At 69.2% G+C, this 18,094-nt stretch carries 18 protein-coding genes; 4 read left to right on the top strand and 14 right to left on the bottom strand.

Features of this window, described 5'->3' with window-relative positions:
- Positions 1-37: 37 nt before the first annotated feature.
- The 8 genes from ACIF80_RS11175 to ACIF80_RS11210 form a co-directional block, all read right to left on the bottom strand.
- Positions 38-1,771, bottom strand: coding sequence for an ABC transporter ATP-binding protein (locus ACIF80_RS11175; RefSeq protein WP_399802264.1), 1,734 nt, complete (start codon positions 1,769-1,771; stop codon positions 38-40).
- Positions 1,768-1,944: a hypothetical protein gene (locus tag ACIF80_RS11180; RefSeq protein ID WP_399802266.1), complete on the bottom strand. Its 177-nt coding sequence runs from the start codon at positions 1,942-1,944 to the stop codon at positions 1,768-1,770. The genes ACIF80_RS11175 and ACIF80_RS11180 overlap by 4 nt, the downstream gene beginning before the upstream one ends.
- Before the next feature lie 43 nt (positions 1,945-1,987).
- Positions 1,988-2,743 carry a class I SAM-dependent DNA methyltransferase gene (locus ACIF80_RS11185; protein WP_399802267.1) on the bottom strand — a complete coding sequence of 252 codons (756 nt, stop codon included), beginning with the start codon at positions 2,741-2,743 and terminating at the stop codon, positions 1,988-1,990.
- Positions 2,744-2,800: 57 nt separating this feature from the next.
- The gene (locus ACIF80_RS11190; protein ID WP_399802269.1) at positions 2,801-3,622 is read right to left on the bottom strand and encodes a nuclear transport factor 2 family protein; all 822 of its coding nucleotides are present in this window, start codon (positions 3,620-3,622) and stop codon (positions 2,801-2,803) included.
- Between the two features lie 55 nt (positions 3,623-3,677).
- On the bottom strand, positions 3,678-4,259 hold the full coding sequence (locus ACIF80_RS11195) for a hypothetical protein (RefSeq protein WP_399802271.1): 582 nt from the start codon (positions 4,257-4,259) through the stop codon (positions 3,678-3,680).
- Positions 4,256-6,067 (bottom strand): alpha/beta fold hydrolase, encoded by a 1,812-nt coding sequence (locus ACIF80_RS11200; RefSeq protein ID WP_399802274.1) that lies wholly within the window; start codon positions 6,065-6,067, stop codon positions 4,256-4,258. The genes ACIF80_RS11195 and ACIF80_RS11200 overlap by 4 nt, the downstream gene beginning before the upstream one ends.
- Before the next feature lie 225 nt (positions 6,068-6,292).
- Entirely contained in the window at positions 6,293-6,487 is a 195-nt protein-coding gene (locus ACIF80_RS11205) for a hypothetical protein (protein WP_399802277.1), read from the bottom strand.
- A 42-nt stretch (positions 6,488-6,529) separates the two neighbouring features.
- Positions 6,530-6,721, bottom strand: coding sequence for a hypothetical protein (locus tag ACIF80_RS11210; RefSeq protein WP_399802280.1), 192 nt, complete (start codon positions 6,719-6,721; stop codon positions 6,530-6,532).
- Between the two features lie 1,442 nt (positions 6,722-8,163).
- On the opposite strand from ACIF80_RS11210, the gene ACIF80_RS11215 reads away from it, so the two are divergent.
- The gene (locus ACIF80_RS11215) at positions 8,164-8,361 is read left to right on the top strand and encodes a hypothetical protein (RefSeq protein ID WP_399802282.1); all 198 of its coding nucleotides are present in this window, start codon (positions 8,164-8,166) and stop codon (positions 8,359-8,361) included.
- Positions 8,362-8,449: 88 nt separating this feature from the next.
- On the opposite strand, the gene ACIF80_RS11220 is transcribed toward ACIF80_RS11215, so the two are convergent.
- The 5 genes from ACIF80_RS11220 to ACIF80_RS11240 all read right to left on the bottom strand — a co-directional run bounded on the left by ACIF80_RS11220 (position 8,450) and on the right by ACIF80_RS11240 (position 15,178).
- Positions 8,450-9,916 (bottom strand): phytoene desaturase family protein, encoded by a 1,467-nt coding sequence (locus tag ACIF80_RS11220; RefSeq protein ID WP_399802285.1) that lies wholly within the window; start codon positions 9,914-9,916, stop codon positions 8,450-8,452.
- Between the two features lie 758 nt (positions 9,917-10,674).
- Entirely contained in the window at positions 10,675-11,283 is a 609-nt protein-coding gene (locus ACIF80_RS11225; protein ID WP_399802288.1) for a response regulator, read from the bottom strand.
- A complete protein-coding gene (locus ACIF80_RS11230) occupies positions 11,280-12,266 on the bottom strand; it encodes a sensor histidine kinase (RefSeq protein ID WP_399802291.1) in 987 nt (328 codons plus the stop codon). The genes ACIF80_RS11225 and ACIF80_RS11230 overlap by 4 nt, the downstream gene beginning before the upstream one ends.
- 1,371 nt (positions 12,267-13,637) lie before the next feature.
- Positions 13,638-14,021: a hypothetical protein gene (locus ACIF80_RS11235; RefSeq protein WP_399802294.1), complete on the bottom strand. Its 384-nt coding sequence runs from the start codon at positions 14,019-14,021 to the stop codon at positions 13,638-13,640.
- Positions 14,022-14,722: 701 nt separating this feature from the next.
- Positions 14,723-15,178: a GNAT family N-acetyltransferase gene (locus tag ACIF80_RS11240; RefSeq protein ID WP_399802297.1), complete on the bottom strand. Its 456-nt coding sequence runs from the start codon at positions 15,176-15,178 to the stop codon at positions 14,723-14,725.
- Between the two features lie 323 nt (positions 15,179-15,501).
- Between ACIF80_RS11240 and ACIF80_RS11245 the strand changes: the two genes are divergently transcribed.
- A complete protein-coding gene (locus tag ACIF80_RS11245; protein ID WP_399802300.1) occupies positions 15,502-16,269 on the top strand; it encodes a LuxR C-terminal-related transcriptional regulator in 768 nt (255 codons plus the stop codon).
- Here ACIF80_RS11245 and tamR read toward each other — a convergent pair.
- On the bottom strand, positions 16,228-16,725 hold the full coding sequence (gene tamR, locus ACIF80_RS11250; protein WP_381371047.1) for a MarR family transcriptional regulator TamR: 498 nt from the start codon (positions 16,723-16,725) through the stop codon (positions 16,228-16,230). The two genes, ACIF80_RS11245 and tamR, sit on opposite strands and share 42 nt — an antisense overlap.
- Before the next feature lie 147 nt (positions 16,726-16,872).
- Here tamR and ACIF80_RS11255 point away from each other — a divergent pair, with 147 nt between their 5' ends.
- Positions 16,873-17,712, top strand: a complete 840-nt coding sequence (locus tag ACIF80_RS11255) for a trans-aconitate 2-methyltransferase (protein WP_399802304.1) — start codon at positions 16,873-16,875, stop codon at positions 17,710-17,712.
- Positions 17,709-18,071 carry a glyoxalase gene (locus ACIF80_RS11260; RefSeq protein ID WP_399802307.1) on the top strand — a complete coding sequence of 121 codons (363 nt, stop codon included), beginning with the start codon at positions 17,709-17,711 and terminating at the stop codon, positions 18,069-18,071. Before ACIF80_RS11255 ends, ACIF80_RS11260 begins: the two co-directional genes overlap by 4 nt.
- Positions 18,072-18,094 lie beyond the last annotated feature (23 nt).

Raw genomic sequence — 18,094 nt, forward strand, 5'->3', positions numbered from 1 at the left:
GTCATTGCGGAGCGGCAGGTTCCGGCGGGGCCGACCGTCAGACGGCTCCGACGGGAGCCAACTGCTGGCTCGCCAGACGTCGATAGGTGGCGTCGTCCGCCATCAGTTCCAGGTGGCTGCCGCGGGCCCGCAGCCGGCCGTCCTCGATGACGAGGATGTGGTCGGCACCCATGGTGGTGGAGATGCGGTGGGCGATCGTGAGCACCTGGCAGCCGGCACCGATGGTGGTGAGGGCGGAGCGCAGCGCGGTCTCGGAGTCCGAGTCGAGGTTCGACGTGGCCTCGTCGAGGAGCAGGACCGCGGGGCGGGTCAGTAGCGCCCGGGCGATGGCCAGACGCTGGCGCTGACCGCCGGAGAGCCCTGTGCCACCCTCCCCGAGGTTCGTGTCGAGTCCGTCCGGCAGGGCGGAGACGACGTCGGTGAGGTGGGCCGCCTCCACTGCCTGGGCGATCTCCTCAGCCGTGGCGTCGGGCCGGGCGTAGACGAGGTTCTCGCGGACCGTGCCCCGCATGAGCGGGGAGTCCTGCTCCACCAGGCCGATGCGAGAGCGGAGTTCCCGCAGCGGCAGGAGGGAGGCGTCCTCGCCCGCGATCCGGATCGTTCCCTTGTCGGGGTCGTAGAAGCGTTCGATCAGCTGGAACAGTGTGGACTTGCCCGCGCCCGACGGTCCGACGATCGCGGTGACGCCGGTGGCGGGGAGCGTGAACGAGACGTCGTCGAGGGCCGGGGGCACGGCGTCGGAGTAGCTGAAGGTGACGTTCCGGAACTCGACGGCGGCGGTGCCGTCGGCCTTGTCCCGGTCCTGCCTCGCTCCGCGTCCCGCCGGGACCTCGCCGGTCTCCTGGTCGACGGTGGCAAGGTCGTTGACGCGGTCGATGGCGGCCCGGCCCTGCTGCAGTTCCCCCAGCGACATGAAGAACATCACCAGCGGTGAGACGAGGTAGAAGAGGTACATGATGAACGAGGTGAGGTCCGCGGCCGGGAGGGCTCCCGTGGCGGTGCGGGCCATGCCCCAGGTGATCACCACCGCGAGGGACACCTGGGTTCCCACGTTCATCGCGGGCATCAGCATCGACGACAGCCGGGTCACCCGAATTCCGCTGCCGCGCGCGGCCTTGGCGAGCGTCTCGATCCGTTCGGCCTCACGGCCCTCGGCGTTGGATGCCTTGACCGTGGTGAGCGCGCCGAGAACCCGTAGGAGTCCGGAACCGTATTCGCTGGTGTCCTCGCGGTTCTGGACCGCCGCCTTGCGGACCGCTCTGGCCAGGAACAGCGCGAGTGCGGACGCGGCTCCGAGGCAGCCCGCGGTGACCAGGAGCAGCCGCCAGTCGATCCAGGCCATGACGGCGATGCAACCGACGGTGGTGAAGCCCGAGGTGATCATCTGGGCGACGGACGAGGACAGCGCGATCCGGGCGATCGAGGTGTCGGAGACGGTACGGGTGAACACGTCACCGTGTTCGAGCCTGTTGAAGGCCCGTATCCGGGAGTGGAGCAGGCGTCCCGTCAAGGTGGAACGCATGTCGAGGACGATGTTCTCGCCCGCCCTGCCGATCAGGTAGAAGTGCGTGGCGGCGAGCACCGCGTCGGCGACGAACAGGGCGGCGATGGACAGGATCGGCCAGGTTGTCGACTTGTCCAGGGCGACGGCTTCGATCAGGTCGCCGATGAGGAGCGGCTGCACGAGGGTCGCAGCGGTGCCTCCGAGACCGAGGACGATGCCGACGGCGAGAAGGACCCGGTGGCGTCGGACGATCGCGGAGAGGTTCACGACGTGCCCTGCCCGAAGGCGACGGCCACGATCACCGCGATGCTCGTGGCGAAGACGCTGCCCAGGGCCATCGCCCGTCCGGTGAGCCGGCCGTCCTCACGGAACGCCGCAGACATGATCGGCGCGGCGAAGACGAACGCAGCCGTGAACCACCACACGCGGTTTGCTGTCATCACTTGTTTCTCCCTTGCACGGCTCGCTCCCACCGGCGGTGGCTCAGGCGTTCTTGGTGTACGTGGTCAGGAACATCGGGTACTGCTCGGTATAGGGCGAGAGGTTCCAGTCGGCGTAGCGGCCTTCCGGGGTGAGCCCGGCCGCCGTGGCGTACCGGTCGACCTCGTCGGGGATCGTGAGGCGCGCCAGTTCACTGCCCACACGGGTGCTGCCGTCGGACTCGTACCAGATGTGGGAGCACTGCCATATTCCGGGGGCGAGCGTGGAGTGGGTCTGCAGTCCCGTTCCCGGCTCCGGGTAGGGCGTGAAGAGGGTGGTGCGCAGCTGGCCGTCGTGGAGCTCCTCCACCGCGGGGAGATTGCCGGTCTCCACCACCAACCGGCCGCCGGGAACGAGGAGTTCGGCGGCTCGGCGCACCGCCTCCTGCTGGTCCTCGGGGCTGAGCAGCATCGACAGCGTTCCGCACACCATGTAGACCAGGCCGTACGTGCGGGTGTCGCTGTACGTGCGGATGTCCGCGTGCACGGAGACGACGTTCTCGCTGCCCGGGGTATCGGCCAGCTCGGCGAGCATTTCCGGGGACGAGTCGACCCCCGTCACCGGACCGGTCTTCAGGGAGAGCGGAACGGCGATGCGTCCGGTGCCGACCCCGAACTCGAGGGTGCCTGCGTCGGGGTCGGGGTGGAGTCGGGCCAAGGTGTCCGCGACGGCCTGGGCGTCGGCGCCTTTGGGGAAGATCCGGTCGTACCACTTCGCGAACTGTGTGCCGTAGCCGATGTCTGCAACTGCGCTGGTCATACGAGGTTTCACTTCCCTTGGGCTTGGAGGGTTCGGGGGGCGCGCGGCCTGGCGCGGTCAGGTGGGCCAATAACCGCTCTTGGTCTGCATCACGGAGCGGAGAAGGCGCACGCGTCCGTCGTCGGCGAACTCGCCGAAGGTGAATACCTCCATCTCTCCGGCCCGGCGCCCGTGCTGCGAGGGCACCATGGAGTAGCGGGCGGCGAAGCGGTTGCCCTGGGCGAGCGCCGTGTGGATGTCCAGGGTGTAGTCGGGGCCCGTGTCGCGGGCCGCGGCGAGGGACTGCAGGGCCGAGGGGCGCTGCATCGACGTGCCGTTGATGTACTGGACGGAGTCGGGAGTGTGGAACCGGTCGTAGGCCTCCTCGAGGGGCGTGTGCGGGTCGTTGGCCAGCTCCGCGAAGGTCGTGAGGTAGACCGCGGGGTCCGCCGGCACACCGCTCGGTGTTCCGGCGGGCACCGCGTCGCTGTCCCAGGTCCCGGTGTCGGAGCTGCCCCACCCGTATGTCGACCGCGCGGTGGTGACGGTGGACGCGACGCGTCCGTCGTCGGCGAGGTCGGCGAACACCACTGCCTCGGTGTTGTGCCGTACCTGCATCACCAGGGGCTTGCTGATGGTGTAGCGGGCGGCGGCGCGGGTGCCGTCCACCACTGCCTCGTGAATCCACAGCTCGTAGGGAGTCCGGTCCGCCCGCCACCGCGAAAGGTTTCTCAGCGCGGTGGCCCGGTCGCGCTGCTTCCGGTTGACCACGTGGGTGGCGTCCGGTACGTGGTAGCGGTCCCAGACGTCCTCGAGGTTCTGCGTGGTGGCGAACGCGTCGGCGGTGTAGGAGCGGAGATAGCCGACGAAGTCGTCGGCGGGGATCGGGGCAGTGGTCATGGTGCGTTCTCCAACACTGGTGCTAGGTGGTTCCCGGTGGTGTGCCGGCCCGCGTTCAGGCCACGGTGAGGTGCGGGCCGGCGCGGCGCATCGGGGTGTACGGCGAGATGAACAGGGGCTCGGGGTCCTCGCTGGTGTCGTGCCCCGCGGCGCGTACGACCGCGAACTGGAAGCCCTTGACGTCGGCCTCGCCCTGCCGGTCGCGGATCGTCTTGCGGATGAACTCGGCGAGCACCCGGTAGGAAGGGGTCTTCTGCACCTCCCTCGTCCCGGTTTTGGCGGCTTGCTGGAGGATGGCGGTGCACAGGTCGAACACCGACTTCTCCGGGCGGCGGGTGGCGAACCAGAACGCCTGGGACATCCTCCGGGGCTCGATCATGTCGATCTCACTCCACTCGGACGTCTCGCCCGCGTGGTCGAGGGTGCGGTAGACGTAGTGGAAGTCGTGTGTCGCCGGGTTCGGGGCGAAGAACTTCCAGTTCGGGACGAAGGAGAACAGGTCCTTGGAGCGGATCCGGTCGAACGCCGGGTGCGGGTGCTGTGCGGCGACGGTCGCCACCAGCATGCCGGCGCCCACGACGCGCGCCAGGGAACCGGGACCGGTGAACGTGTCCTTGAGCAGGGCAGTGGGGTTCATCTCTGTGCTCCTTGCTCGTCGGCGGCGGACTCGCCGTGCTCGTCGCCCGTGCTGTTCTTCAGGAAGTCGGTCATGTGCTGCACCGTCTTGTGGGCGAAGAGCACGTTGGTCAGCAGGGAATCGTGGTCGGCGCCTTCGATGACCTTGATGTCGGCGCGCTGGTGCACCCGGGCGAGTTCGTTGTACATCAGGAGCTGTTCCGGGTCCTGGTCGACGGTCTGCTGCGCGGCGACGATCAGCGCGGGCGCCTCCACCTGTGGAATGTCGCCGTCGAAGGACCTGAACTCCTTCTCGACCGCCTCCCATTCACGCTTGCCCGCCTTCCAGATCCGGGCGTCGGTGTACTGGGCGAACACCTTGTCCTGGTAGTTCGCCGGGAGCCGGCTGAGCCATCCGGGGCGGCTCATGAGGATGCCGGTGCCCAGGGAGACGTAACGGGCGGCGAGCGTGATGTTGTCGCTGAGGTCCTTCGCCCCGTCGCTCTGGCCCTCGGAGCGCTGCAGCTGGGCGGGGTGGGACGGGTCGAGGTAGACGAGGCCGGCGACCCGGTCCGGGATCCGGGCCGAGACCCGGCGGATCAGCTCTCCGCCCAGGGAGTGGCCGACCAGGACCGCCTTGCGGTGCTCGGGCACCGTGGCGCGGATCAGGTCTTCCAGGTCGTCGACCGACTCGTCCAGGACGAACGGCGCATTGGTCCGCCGGAGGCTGCCCGCGTACCCGGCTCGCGCGTAGGAGACGACCGCGTTGTCCGAGTCGTTCACGAACTGCTCGGTGATCCAGGCGAAGTGCTCGGACGTCGAGGTGAGCCCGGCGCAGAAGACGAGCACCGGAGCGTCCGTCCGGTCGTCCCGGCCGCCCGTCTCGTACATGAGCTCGTTGCCGTGCCGGGTGACGAGCTTCCGTGACGTGGGCCAGCCTTCGCGGACCACTGCGCGGCGCTGGGCGGCGACTGCGACGCTGACGGCGATGCCTCCGGCGAGCAGCAGGGCCGCGGCCTTCACCGCACGGTCGTCGCGTCCCGCCACCAGCGGGTGCGTCTTGGGGGCCGTGGTGTAGGCGACCGTGGGGTGCATGGCGGGGAAGGCCGTCATGAAGCGCCCGAGTCCCATGACGAAGCCGTTGGCGACGTGGAAACTTCCCGCCGCCGCGAGCATCGGGCGGGTCATTTTTCCTCCCGCGAGGTACACGACCGGGAAGAGGCATTCCATCGCCAGCACGCCGTGCTGCAGGTACTTCGCGGTCCGCGGGTAGCGCTGGGTGAGCCGGTAGGCGCTCTCGAATCCGTAGGTGCGGGTGCGCATCACCCCGGGAAGTGCCGAGCCGTCACGCCACTTGTCACCGAGGAGTTTGACCCAGCCGGAGGCCGCGTAAGCCAGGCTCGTCTGCAGCGCCACGTACCAGAGGAATGCGTCCTTGGCCTGAGAACTCTTCGACAGGCGGGCAAGGCCGGTGGCGGTCTGCACCAGGTTCGCCACCTGGTCCGAACCGTCCGTGCCGTAGCGGTGGCGGGTTTGCAGAACGGAGGTGGAAGCGGTGAGGAAAAGGCTTCCGGCCCCGCGCCATCTGCTGTTGCCCGGCAAGAGGAGCCCCACACTCACGGCCGCCCGGGCGGCGTGCAGCGCCACCGTCACCTTCTTGCCGCTGACGGCCTCGGTGATCCTGCGGATGGTCAGGTTCTTGGCCTCCGGTGCCTCCTTCATGATTTCCCAGTCGTTGAGACCTCCGGGATCCATCTGCTTGTGCTGGTGCAGATACTCGAGAGAAGAGGAGAGAATGGTGAGTGCGGAAAGGCGTTCAGATATACCCAAGGCGCGGTCCCGGGATATCGGAACCGGAGAGAAAAGCGACGAGAAAATCTTCTTCGTTAGTCTCACAGGACATTCCTCACGACTGAATCATGGGGTGGGCTAATATGTGCAGGCTGTCGGGCCGCGATTGCAGCGCGGCCCGACAGCCTGCTCGCCGCTCGCAGAGGTCACTCTCCGAGCGGCTTCAGGAGCCCGCCTCATGTCAAGGGCTGCTGAAGATGTGCTTTAGCCGGCGGCGCGGCCGAGCTCGTAAGCGCCGACCACGGCAGCGCCGGCCGCGAGTCCGCCGGCCGCGTACGGGCAGGTGACGAGAACGGCGGGGGTGAAGGCGACGGGCATGGTGCGGGTGACCCGGTCCTTCTCGCCCTCGGTCAGGTTCGGCGCCGTGATCGAGCGCACACTTTCGATGACGTGAGTCATTCCGATCTCCTCTTGTGGATGGTCCGGAAAGCCTGGCGGCTTTTAGTTGACGACACGGCCGAGGACGTACGCGGCCACCGGTACGGTGAAGGCGACGACGCCGGCAGTGATCTTGACGGCGGCAGGCACCGCCACGGCCGGGGTGGCCATGACGGGAACGCCGCCGTTCATCGTCATCCCCTCGTCGAGGGAGCCCAGTTCCTTCTGGTTCATGAAGGCAGCGATGTTGCCCATGGTCCATTCCTCCTGTGATTGCAGCCGATATTTCGGGGTTGAAATCATTGTCGATCATGTACGGTGGAGTGCCGGCGGAATGAAATCCGTGAACGAATGGCGGGTGCGGGTCGGTGTGGAGCGGTGCAAAAGATTTCCACATGAGGCACCGTCCGCGAAATGAAAGGGTGAAACGTGTCATTTCGTGGACGGCTGGCCTTCCGAGCATCGCCTGGATTTCTTGTTCGGTAGCTGCCCGTCGGTGATCGATCGACTTCCCCCGACGGGCATCACTATACGAATATCGCGAAGCTTGAAATCAAGAGGATTTCATGTGACGTGCATCACAGATTAAAAATGATTGAGGTTCGATTGGGTGCCGATGTCGTTCCGGTATTGGCGTGAAGCTGGTGATGACATAAGTCATGCTTTTCGTGTTGACCAGCAAGGACAAAGGCGGGAGGGGGCCGAAAACAGGTCGACCTTGATGGCTTGGACTCGACAGTCGGCATTCGGCCCCGGCGGGCGGCGCCCGGTTGCGCTCCACGGTCACCCTCGAGGTGACGGGAGGCTGATCGCCCCAGGCGACGGAGGTGAACTCATCCTGGTCACCCGCCTGTGCTCCCGCCGGCCGCAACCGGCGGCTTCTGTTCGCGCCAAGCGTCCGAGGGGTATTTTCCGGCCACTCTCGGTTCGCTTGCTTCGGAGTGTCGGCGCGGTGACGTGCGCTGCTCTCATTGAATATGGCAAACGTAAGCGTCGAAAAATGGTTGGGAGTGCCCGACCGGCGAAAAGCAGGTGAGGGAGTATTGCCCTCGCGTACGCGCTGTGCCTGAAGCTGAGATCGAATGCTGCAGTGATGTTCTACCGGTCGTTGCGGAGTGAGGTGCAATATATGTTTCCTTCCGCTGCGGATCCTCCTGTCCCGTTGATCGCATGGCGGCTTTCGCATACAAGCCGTTCTCTTTGGCGGTTGTGGCGCCCTGTGTGCTCGAGGATGGTGAATGGAGGAAATTCCCGATGAAGAATTTATTGCATTCATGGTGGCGGTTCGCTGAATTGGCGGAGGGATGATGCTGCTCGAAGGTGAACCAGGGACCCCGCTCGCTGGTTCCCTCGCCGTGAACGACCCGGAGGCGAGGGCTGAGTCGGCCATGGCCACCTGCACGGTTGTCGCCGGGCCGGGCGGTGCGGCGCCTGCCGCTCTCACGTCTCCGTGAAGTCGCAGAATCCGCGCGTGCCGGCCCCTCTCCACCGCCGGGCGAATCTCCACCGCCACTCATCCGCTGTCGAGCCCCGCGCGCTGGGTACGTAAGAGTGATCGCGCGCCGGGCGGGCCCAACGGCTGGACCCGTCCGGGAGACCAGCTCCCTGTCGCCGGCAGGTCCGTGCGGGCAATCCACGGGTCATGAGCCCTGGCGGCAGCGGTGCCCGTCCTTCCGGCGCGGAACCACACGGCGCGGATGGCCGCCAACGCATATCTCGCAGGCAGCCAGACCCTTGTCCGCCATCGGCATTCGTTCGGCACCGAAGGGTCCGACCCGGTGTCGTTCCCGGCGCAAGCGGCAGCCGTTTTCGACGACGTGGAAGGCGCACTCGGCGTCGCCGAAGCGGCTGGTGGTCATGACGGCAGGCCCTTTTCGACGGTCGGCGGGTCATGACCGCGATCGGTTCGGCGGGACTGCGGCTGGAGTGCTGGGCTGTGCCTGCCTCTTGTGGTTGCGGCTCGCGGGCACGGCCCGTGGTGCGCTACGCCCTGCCGTGCGGGCCGTGCGGGCCGTGCGGGCCGAGCGGAGGCGGAACGCGGATGCCGTGTTCGTGGCGCAGCGCGGAGAGCGCGGCCAGATAGCCGGACATTCCATGCACGCTGGGTCCCGGTGGCGTGGAGGCCGAGCACAGGTACAGGCCGGGCAGCGGGACCCGGTACGGATCCCACTTCGCGGTGGGGCGCAGCAGAGCCTGGCGGAGGGTCATGGCCCCGGCTCCGATGTCGCCGCCCACGTAGTTGGGGTTGTACGTCTCGTAATCGGCGGCGCTCACACCACGCGCGGCGACGATGGTGTCGCCGAAGCCCGGTGCGTACTGCTCGATGCGGCGACGGACGAGGTCGACGGGGTTTCGCGGGTCGCCATGGGGAACGTGGGCATAGGCCCAGACCGGGCGTTTGCCGCCGACGGACCGGCCGGGGTCGGTCGCGGCGGGGTCGACGAGGAGTATGAAGGGCTCGGGGTCCCGGGTGCCGCGTACGGCCGCCGATTCCGTGCGGTACATGTCGGCGCGGGTACCGCCGAGGTGAACCGTGCCCGCCCGGCCGGTTTCGGGATCGGACCAAGGGATGGGTCCGGACACCAGGAAGTCGACCTTGGACGCCCCGGGTCCGTACCGAAAGCGCTCGAGGGCCCGGCGGTAGTGCCCGGGCAGTCGGTCTCCGGCGATCTGGAGGAGCCCCTTGGGGCTGGTGTCGAGCAACACCAGCGGCACGTCTCCGAGTTCGCCGAGGTCCTTGATCGGTTGTCCGGTGTGGATGCGGCCGCCGTGCGCGACGATGTCCGCCACGAGGGCGTCGGCGATGCGGGCACTGCCTCCCCGGGGCAGGGGCCATCCCGTGGTGTGCGCCAGATGTCCCAGCAGCAGCGCGACGGCGCCGGAGGCAAGTGAAGGGAGTCTGCCGACGGCGTGCGCGGCGACGCCCGTGAGGAGGGCGCGGGCCCGCTCGGTACGGAAGGGCAGCCTGGTGGCGTGGGCGAGCACCCTGGGCGCCAGGAGGAACGGTGCCGCCAGGTCGTCGGGGATGCCGCGCTGGTCGGACAGGATCAGGTCGACGACACCCCGGCTGTGTGCGGCGAGCGGCGCCATGAGCCGCCGCCAGCGTTCGCCGTCCGCACCGAGCCCGGCGCTGGTCTCGGCGAGGTCGCGGTGGGCGAGGACCGTGTCCTCGCCGGGCAGCGGGTGAGCGTAGGGAATCTCCGGCTGGAGCAGGTCGACGCCGCGTGCGGGCAGGTCGAACTCCCGGAAGAAACGGGACGCGGCCGCCATGGGGTGCACAGCCGCACAGATGTCGTGCACCACGTCGGAGTCGAAGAGCGGCTCGGTGCGCAGACCGCCACCGGGCGTGTCGTGCGCCTCGTACAACTCGACACTGAGACCCGCCCGCAGGAGTGTGACAGCGGCGGCGAGCCCGTTGGGGCCTGTACCGACGATCACCGCGTCCGTCATGCGATTGCCCCTCCTGCTGGTCTCACGGCGGGCTCGCGCAAGGGGCCTCCGTCGGTCACGCACAGTGGATACAAGCAGCACTCGAGAACTCTCGATATGGCGCAGATCACAGCAGAAGGCGGAGCTGTCCATTCCGGATGCCTGGCGTGCGTCACGACTTCGGTATGACGAATGCCACCGCGCCCCATGGGGCGGTTGTCGCCCCGCCCTGGAAAATCCACCGCAGCGGCCGGGGACGCGAACACCGGCGGCCTGGGAAATGTGATCGAAGCCACGCGGATCGAGGGAGCGGCGGCGGCAAGCGGCGCACGAAGGCGCGAAGGTACGACTGACGGGCCGCGGGCGCACCTTCTCCGAGGGCCGTGCTGCAGCGCTCCCGAAGATCGTCGAGGGTCCCGAGCGCTCGGCGGCGACGGCGGACGCCGTTCCCGCGACGGCCGCCACCGGGGTGGCGCAATGGAGGCAGTGCCCACTCGACGGCAGGGCGGTGACGGCGCTCGAGCGCGTACCCGTACGACCCGCGGTGTTCACTCCGGCCGCCCGCCGTACCCCGGCCGCTCCGAACCGTTGTGCCGGCCGCGGCATTTCGGCAAAGGCCGGCGCGGCGCACGGCCGCAGCGGGTGACCCGGCGCCCGCAGGCGGTCCACGGCGCAGGAAGTCTCCGCCGCGGCGAGGCGCCGGAGCCGAGGGGCGGGCGAGCCCTCGCTCGTGGGGCCGTCGCTTCCCGTCACTGTTCCCGGTGCCACTGTGCCGAGGATCAGATCCAGCCCTGCCCGCGGGCGACATGGGCGGCCTCGTGCCGGTTGGCCACCTTCAGCTTGCCGGCGATCCTCGAAAGATAGTTGCGTACGGTCCCGGGGGACAGGGCTGCGCGCTGTGCCACCTTGGCCAAAGGTGCCCCGTCCGCGGACAGTGCCAGAATGTCCGCCTCCCGCCGGGTCAGCGGGGACTTCCCCGCCGAGGCCGCATTCGCGGCCATCTCCGGATCGACGTAGTGGGCACCCCGGTGAACCATTCTGATGATGACGGCCAGTTCTTTCGCGGACGTCGTCTTCGGCACGAATCCCCGGGCCCCCGCCGACAGGGCCGATGTGAGATGTCCAGGCGCCGTATGGGAGGTGACCACGATGCATCGTATGGAGGGCAGGGTCTGCTGCAGATCACGGATGACGCTGATCCCGCTCCTGTCGGGCATGCTCAGATCCAGTACGCAGACGTCCGGAACGAGCTTCTTCGCCATCGCGGCCGCTTCCACACCGCCCGCGGCCTCACCGACCACTTCGAGGTCCTCCTCCGTCGCCAGCAGCACGGAGAGCGCACCCAGGACCAGTTTCTCGTCATCGGCCAGGAGGGTTCGAATCCTCACGCCTCGTTCCTCTCGTGGAAGGGGACAGTGACCAGGAGGCGGTACGTGCCGTGAGGCCGGGGGCCGTGCTCCAGGCGTCCTCCCAGCGGTGCGACGCGCTGCTTCAGCCCTTCCAGGCCCGTACCGACCTCCAGGTGCCGGCCCGGCACCCCACGCGCACCGTCGTTCACCACCCGCAGGACGCACTCTCTCGCTCCGTCCGCGCCGGACAAGGCGAGAGCGATCGTGCAGGTGGTGGCGTCCGACGCGTGCCGCAGGACGTTCGTGGCCGCTTCTCGCACGGCCCAGCCAAGTACCTCCCGCACCTCGCGGGGCAGGCGCAGGCCGCAGCTCTCGCCGGTCACGTCGCACCGGATGCCGGAGACCCGGAGCAGGGAGCGCGCGCTTTCCAACTCGTCGTCGAGTGACGCGGTGCGCACCGCGTTCACCACCGCCCGCAGCTCGCTCTGCGACGCCCTCGCCAACACCTGCACCTCTTCCATCTCCTCCAGCTTTCCGGTGCGTGCGACGAGTTCGGACTTGATCGCGATGATGGCCAGATGCCGCCCCAGCGTGTCGTGCAGATCGCGGGACACCCGCAGTCGCTCCTCGGTCACCGCGCGCAGGGCGGCCTCGTCCGCGGCGGTCTCCAGCCGGGAGATGAGGGAGACGGGCCGCATCGCGGTGCGGACGGCGAGGACGATGGTCAGAAGGACCCCGCCGGCGGCCAGCGCCGAAGGCAGCGGGGCGTGCGGGCTGACGGCGGCGGCCACCGCGACACACGTGACTCCAGTGGCCAGTCGGACGCGCAGCGGCAACTCGGCCACCGCGATGGCCGCAGGCACGACGGCCATTCCGGAGAGCGGGACGACCTCCATCCGCGAGAAGGCTCCGGTGTAGGGGAGCAGCCAGAGACAGGCCGGCCATACCGAGGCGGGCGCGAGCAGGGCGAGCGGTGGGACCGGGTAAGGGCGTCCGGTCCACACCGGACGCAGCAATACCACCAAATGAAGGGTGTAAAGGACGCATGCGACTAAGAGGGCGGGGTGCGGATCGGGCATTTCCGCAATGAGGACGAATGCCCAAGGAGGTGCGGTCAGGTAGGTGGCGAGGCGTCGCCGGGTGCGTCTCGCAAGTCTTCGGGCCTCTTGGCGCGTGGCATGCAATTGCATGGATTCCGATGGAGGCCGGCGCGGATCCCGGTCGGGGGGCGGGGTGGGCGCAAGGGGCGGCTGCCGCATGTCCTCCCCTGCCTGTCGCCTCCGGCGGGAGTCGCCGGGGGCCTCTGCGGACGGAGGCTGACAGGACTCGGACAAGTAAGGCAAGTTGGGCCTCGCAAAGTGGGTTCATCCCGCAGGGGCGTTTCGGCTTTCTTGCCGGGCTGCTGTCGGCAGGCAGTTGCCTGTTCGGGCTCCGGAAGCGGTCGAAGGCATGGCGCCGCCGGACCCGTGTGTGTGGCGACGTCCCCTGCGGGCCGGTCGGCAGGCTCAGCTGCGAAGACGGAACGGGTCGTACTCCGGCGGGCTGCGGCGCATCAAGTCGTTCATGTGCCGCCGGATCGAAATCGCACTGCGCAGGGGCTGTGTCCGCTCCGGAAGACGGCACCCGGATCCGGCGTGATCAGTGACGACCGCGGGATCGGGCGGTGAGTCGGGAGGCGCGGCGGCTCGCAGGCCGTCCGGGGTGGCAGGGGCGGGTTCCGGTCAAAGAGGTTTCTGTCCGGGGGAGTGAATCCCTGCGTCAGCGCCGTCGTCGGCGAAGGATGCGCGAGGGCGCACCGCTGCGGATTCCCTTCCCGTCGGCGTGACGGACTGCGAGTACGCGCGGGTGTCGAGCAGCGTGAGATGCGCACCTCTCGGCGCGTGAAGCCTGGAAGTAGACATGGGATCCCCTGAGCATGCCGTGCTGGAGGTGCGTCCGCTTGATCAGCCGTTCTTACCGAATCCTCACCGCCCACCTGCACGAGTGTCAACTATGGGTGGCACTTGTGCGGGGTGTTCCGAATGACCTGCCTGGTGACTGACAGTTCTTGCCGGCATGCGGGCCGAGGGCCCTCCAGACTTCCCTGGCCCCCATTCACCCCGGACAGACGAGGAGCTGGGCCGTGAGGGAGAGCGGTGACGAGCTGGCCCAGCGCGTGGCAGTGCGCCTGGAGAAGCTGTTCCAGAACGTCACCCCCGCCCGGTCGGGTCGGGCGTGGACGAACCGGGAGGTCTCCGAGGCTACGGGCGTGGCCGTGGCACGGATCGCCGGCCTTCGCTGCGGTCGACCGGTCGAACCCCTGCACCGCGCCCCCCGCGGGAGCACATCTCCGCACGTTTCACCGACCGTCTCAACCGGCTGTTGGCACAACGGACGGACGAACGTGGGCAGCCCTATTCGCTACGGGCGGCAGCCAGGGCCTCGGGGATGTCCTCGACCTGTCTCGACAAGTTGCTGGAAGGCCGCAGCCAGCCCACACTGTCGAAGCTGAAGCCCCTGGCCGCCTTCCTCCAGGTCGCATCGACGTCCTCCTGACGGACGATCTGGGCGCCGTCGCCCACCATTTCGGAGTCCGCCGATAAGCCCTCACCCACGACAGCGGCGAGCCGGTGGTCATCGAGTTCGAAGACACCCTCAAGGCCCTGGCCGCCTATCGCCGCATCGCTCACCATCCGGCCGCCGTGAAGATCGCTTTCCGTATGGCCGGTCTTCCCCAGGGGCAGGCGTCCGAGGTCGCGGCCGCGGTGGAGGGCCTGCTTGCGGACCTGTCTCCGCACGACGCTGACTCGTGACCTCTCCGTCTTGCCGGGAAGTCACCTGCGACCGGCAGTACTTGGGCAACCCGGCGACGAGGGTGCATGTGGGTGTCCGGACACCACCGATACGGCCTTTGCAAACGAGCTAATCCACCAGGAGCGCGCACCCGGGCGCACGATCGGGCGGGGCGTCATAGGATCACGGCGTCGTGGTTCTGGCCAGGCCACAGGCGTTCAAACACTACGGGGGCACCATGCGAATCGGGCGGGAACGGCGGCGCGCAGTCCGGCTGATCCGGGAGCTCGGTCTTCCGGAATTGCCTGTGCTACGGGACGTCGTCGAGTCGGTGGCGCGAGTCCGCGACAGACCGATCGAGGTCACCCACCGTCGGCTCCCCTCCCCGGCCTCACCGGTTTCTGCGCACAGTCGGCCCACCGTGATGTCGTCGTCATCGGTGACAACGCATCGCCTCTGAACAGAATCCTCACCGGCTGCCACGAACGTGTGCATCTGTGGCGCGGACACACTCCGGAGCAGGGCGCGCTGTTCGAGAACGAGCCCACCTGGTCCGTATGGCCAGCGCACTGCAACACCATGACGATCGCCACCGGCCCGGGTGAGCGGACGATCGGCACCAGCGAGTTGCCTGGGCGCAGTGTCAAGGGGACGGGGCCGACGGAGGAACAGGCGTGCGCAGGCGGGAGGGCGGGGGCGGGTGCACTCAGGCCAGACGTTTCGTCAAGGTGTACTCCGTGATGCCCGGGGGATAGTCCGGGATCACGCAGACCACCTCGTAGCCATGCCGTTGGTAGAACTTCGGGGCCTGGAAGTCCCAGGTCTCCACGCGGGAGAAGCGGCAGCCGCGCCGGCCGGCGGCGATGCGTTCCGCCGTGGACAGCAGGAGGGTGCCGAGCCCCGCTCCGCGGTGGCGTTCGTCGACCCACAGGTACGTCACGTGCAGCCAGGCCGTCCAGGTGTGGCCGACCAGGCCGCCCGCCAGATCACCGGCCGGGTCCGATGCCCACACGTGCAAAGGGGACTCGCGTTCCTGCGGGGTTCCGCGCAGGGCGCGCAGCACCGGCGACGCCGCCGTGTTGGTGTCCCGCAACCGCCTGTGGAGCAGATCACGTCGGTCCTTGTCGACTTCTGTCTCAAGACGAAACATGTGGCTCACCATAAACGCGCAGGAGCGCCAGTTCTGCAAATAGCCTTCCGCTCCCGGCCCTCGTCCGTACTCTGATGAACAGCGCCGGTGGGGGCCGGCGCCGTTCAGGGGGCGAGACACTCGGGTACGCGATCCGGGGCGGGGCGGTGGTGACGTACGGCGGCGGCCGGGCGGCTCCGGGCGGCCCGCCCCGGGATCGGTGGTTCCGGTGGTTCCGGCCGGGTCCCGTTGGTCCGGAACCGGACTCCGGCGTCGTACCCGTGCCGGTGTCCGGTGTCGTCTTTTGGCGACGGGGTAGTCCCCTGCTCTGCAGAGAGCATGGGGAAGGGGGTTTCGTGCAACGTATCCGAGTGCTGGTCGTCGACGACCATCGCATCTTCGCCGAGTCGCTCGCCGCGGCTCTGGCCGCCGAGCCGGACGTCGAGGTGTCCGCGGCGGGCAGCGGGCCGGCCGCACTGCGGTGCCTGGAGCGGGCGGCCGCCGAGGGGCGGCGGTTCGACGTCCTGCTCGTCGACGCCGACCTGGGCGGCACAGTGCCGTCCGGCCCGTCCGCCGTACCGGCGCGAGCGGGCGACGAGGACGGCATCGTCGACGGGATGTCCCTGGTCACCGGGGTGCGCTCGATCCAGCCGCGGGTACGGATCGTGGTGCTCGCCGAGAAGGACGACCCGCGCCGTGCCGCGCTCGCCCTCCAGGCCGGAGCAGGCGGCTGGGTCGCCAAGGACTGCTCGCTGAGCCGGCTGCTCACCGTCATCCGGGGGGTGCTGCGCGACGAGACGCATCTGCCGCCCGCCCTGCTCACCGGTGTGCTGCGCGAACTCACCGCCGCCCGCAAGCACCGCACCGAGAGCGAGCGGCTCGTGGAGTCCCTGACCCCGCGCGAGCGGGAGGTGCTGCGGTGCATGGTCGCGGGCCTGGGGCGCAAGGCCGTCGCCGAGCGCCTGTACCTGTCCCCGCACACCGTCCGTACGCACATGCAGAACGTGCTCGGCAAGCTGGGCGTGCACTCCACCCTCGCCGCCGTCGCCCTGGCCCGCAGGGCGGGCGTCGGGCCGGTCGACCTAACCGGGGATGTTGTCGAACGGGGCAGTCAGTTGGCGTAGCAGGCCCGCCAGTTCGCCGCGCTGGGCGCGGGAGAGCTCGGCGAGGATCGCCCGCTCCTGCGCCAGCAGTCCGGCCAGCGCCTGGTCGCCGCGGTCACGGCCCTCGTCCGTGAGGCGGACCAGGACCCCGCGCCGGTCGCTGGGGTCGGGCAGGCGCTCCACCAGACCCTTCTTGGTCAGGCGGTCGATGCGGTTGGTCATCGTGCCCGAGGTGACCAGCGTCTGCGTGAGGAGCTGCCCCGGCGAGAGCTGGTAGGGGGCGCCCGCGCGGCGCAGCGCGGTCAGGACGTCGAACTCCCAGGGCTCCAGCCCGTGCTCGGCGAAGGCCAGTCTGCGGGCCCGGTCCAGATGCCGGGCGAGCCTGCTCACCCGGCTGAGCACCTCGAGCGGTTCCACGTCGAGGTCCGGGCGCTCCCGGCGCCATGCTGCGACCAGCCGATCGACCTCGTCCTCCATGACGATCAGTGTAGTGGTTGTGTCGATGTGAAGTCTCTTGACGTCAAGTTTCTTGACGTCGAGCCGGGTGTGCGGAACGGTGGGTACCCGTCAGCCCGTTCGTCGGCCGGCCCGTCCGCCGGTTGCCGATCCACCAGGAGGTGCCCCGTGCCCGCGGTCACCGATCCCCGCTGGGACCCCGCCCAGTACCTGCGTCACGCCGGTCACCGGGCCCGTCCCTTCGCCGACCTCCTCGCCCGGGTCCCCGAGCTGCCCGGCGACCCGCCCCGCATCGCCGACCTCGGCTGCGGCGCGGGCAACGTCACCGCGCTGCTCGCCGGCCGCTGGCCGCGCGCCCGCATCACCGGCTACGACAACTCGCCCGAGATGCTCGACAGGGCCCGCGCCGACCACCGGGGCCCCACCCCCGACGGCGGCCGGATCGACTTCGCCCACGCCGACGTCCGCACCTGGACACCCGAGCCCGGCCGGCCGTACGGCCTGATCGTCAGCAACGCCACCCTGCACTGGATCCCCGGGCATACGGAACGGTTCGCGGACTGGGTGGCGGGTCTGGCTCCCGGCGGCACCCTCGCCTTCCAGGTGCCCGGCAACTTCGACGCCCCCAGCCACGTCCTCCTGCGCGAGCTCGCCCACTCCCCGCACTGGGCCGGCCGCCTCGGCGGTGTCCTGCGGCACGCCGACGCCGTGCTCCGTCCGGAGGCGTACCTGGAGCGACTGACCGCTCTCGGCTGCACCGCCGACGTGTGGGAGACGACGTACGTCCATCTCCTCCAGGGTGAGGACCCCGTCCTGGACTGGGTCGAGGGCACCACCCTGCGGCCCGTCCTCACCGCCCTCGCCGACGACCCCGGGGCGCGCGACGCCTTCGTGGACGAGTACCGCACCGCCCTGCGCGACGCCTACCCGGCCGGCCCGCACGGCACCCCGTTCCCGTTCCGCCGGATCTTCGCCGTGGCCCGCGCACAGCAGGAGGAGACCCGGTGATCACCGGCCTCGACCACGTCCAGCTCGCCGCGCCGCCCGGCAGCGAGGAGCGGCTGCGCGCGTACTACGTCGACGTCCTCGGCATGGTGGAGATCCCGAAGCCGCCCGTACTGGCCGCACGCGGCGGCTGCTGGTTCCGGGCCGGCGGCGTCCAGCTGCACCTGGGCATCGAGACCGGATTCCGGCCCGCGAAGAAGGCCCACCCCGGCATCGAGGTCACCGCGATCGAGGCGTACGCCACCCGGCTGCGGGACTGCGGCGCCCCCGTCACCTGGGACGACGGCCTCCCGGGCCACCGCCGTTTCTACTCCGAGGACCCGGTCGGCAACCGCCTGGAGTTCCTGGAACCGGTCACCTGAGCGCGATGCCGGTCCTGTACGGG

It is taken from the genome of Streptomyces sp. NPDC085927 (genome assembly GCF_044540975.1).
GTDB lineage: Bacteria > Actinomycetota > Actinomycetes > Streptomycetales > Streptomycetaceae > Streptomyces > Streptomyces hirsutus.

What these genes read in the sequence shown, in the direction of transcription:
- ACIF80_RS11195 (WP_399802271.1), bottom strand. Translation starts at nt 4,259, where the DNA reads ATGAACCCCACTGCCCTGCTCAAGGACACGTTCACCGGTCCCGGTTCC.
- ACIF80_RS11180 (WP_399802266.1), bottom strand. Translation starts at nt 1,944, where the DNA reads ATGACAGCAAACCGCGTGTGGTGGTTCACGGCTGCGTTCGTCTTCGCC.
- ACIF80_RS11220 (WP_399802285.1), bottom strand. Translation starts at nt 9,916, where the DNA reads ATGACGGACGCGGTGATCGTCGGTACAGGCCCCAACGGGCTCGCCGCC.
- ACIF80_RS11205 (WP_399802277.1), bottom strand. Translation starts at nt 6,487, where the DNA reads ATGACTCACGTCATCGAAAGTGTGCGCTCGATCACGGCGCCGAACCTG.
- ACIF80_RS11185 (WP_399802267.1), bottom strand. Translation starts at nt 2,743, where the DNA reads ATGACCAGCGCAGTTGCAGACATCGGCTACGGCACACAGTTCGCGAAG.
- tamR (WP_381371047.1), bottom strand. Translation starts at nt 16,725, where the DNA reads ATGGAGGACGAGGTCGATCGGCTGGTCGCAGCATGGCGCCGGGAGCGC.
- ACIF80_RS11190 (WP_399802269.1), bottom strand. Translation starts at nt 3,622, where the DNA reads ATGACCACTGCCCCGATCCCCGCCGACGACTTCGTCGGCTATCTCCGC.
- ACIF80_RS11240 (WP_399802297.1), bottom strand. Translation starts at nt 15,178, where the DNA reads ATGGTGAGCCACATGTTTCGTCTTGAGACAGAAGTCGACAAGGACCGA.
- ACIF80_RS11215 (WP_399802282.1), top strand. Translation starts at nt 8,164, where the DNA reads ATGGCCGCCAACGCATATCTCGCAGGCAGCCAGACCCTTGTCCGCCAT.
- ACIF80_RS11210 (WP_399802280.1), bottom strand. Translation starts at nt 6,721, where the DNA reads ATGGGCAACATCGCTGCCTTCATGAACCAGAAGGAACTGGGCTCCCTC.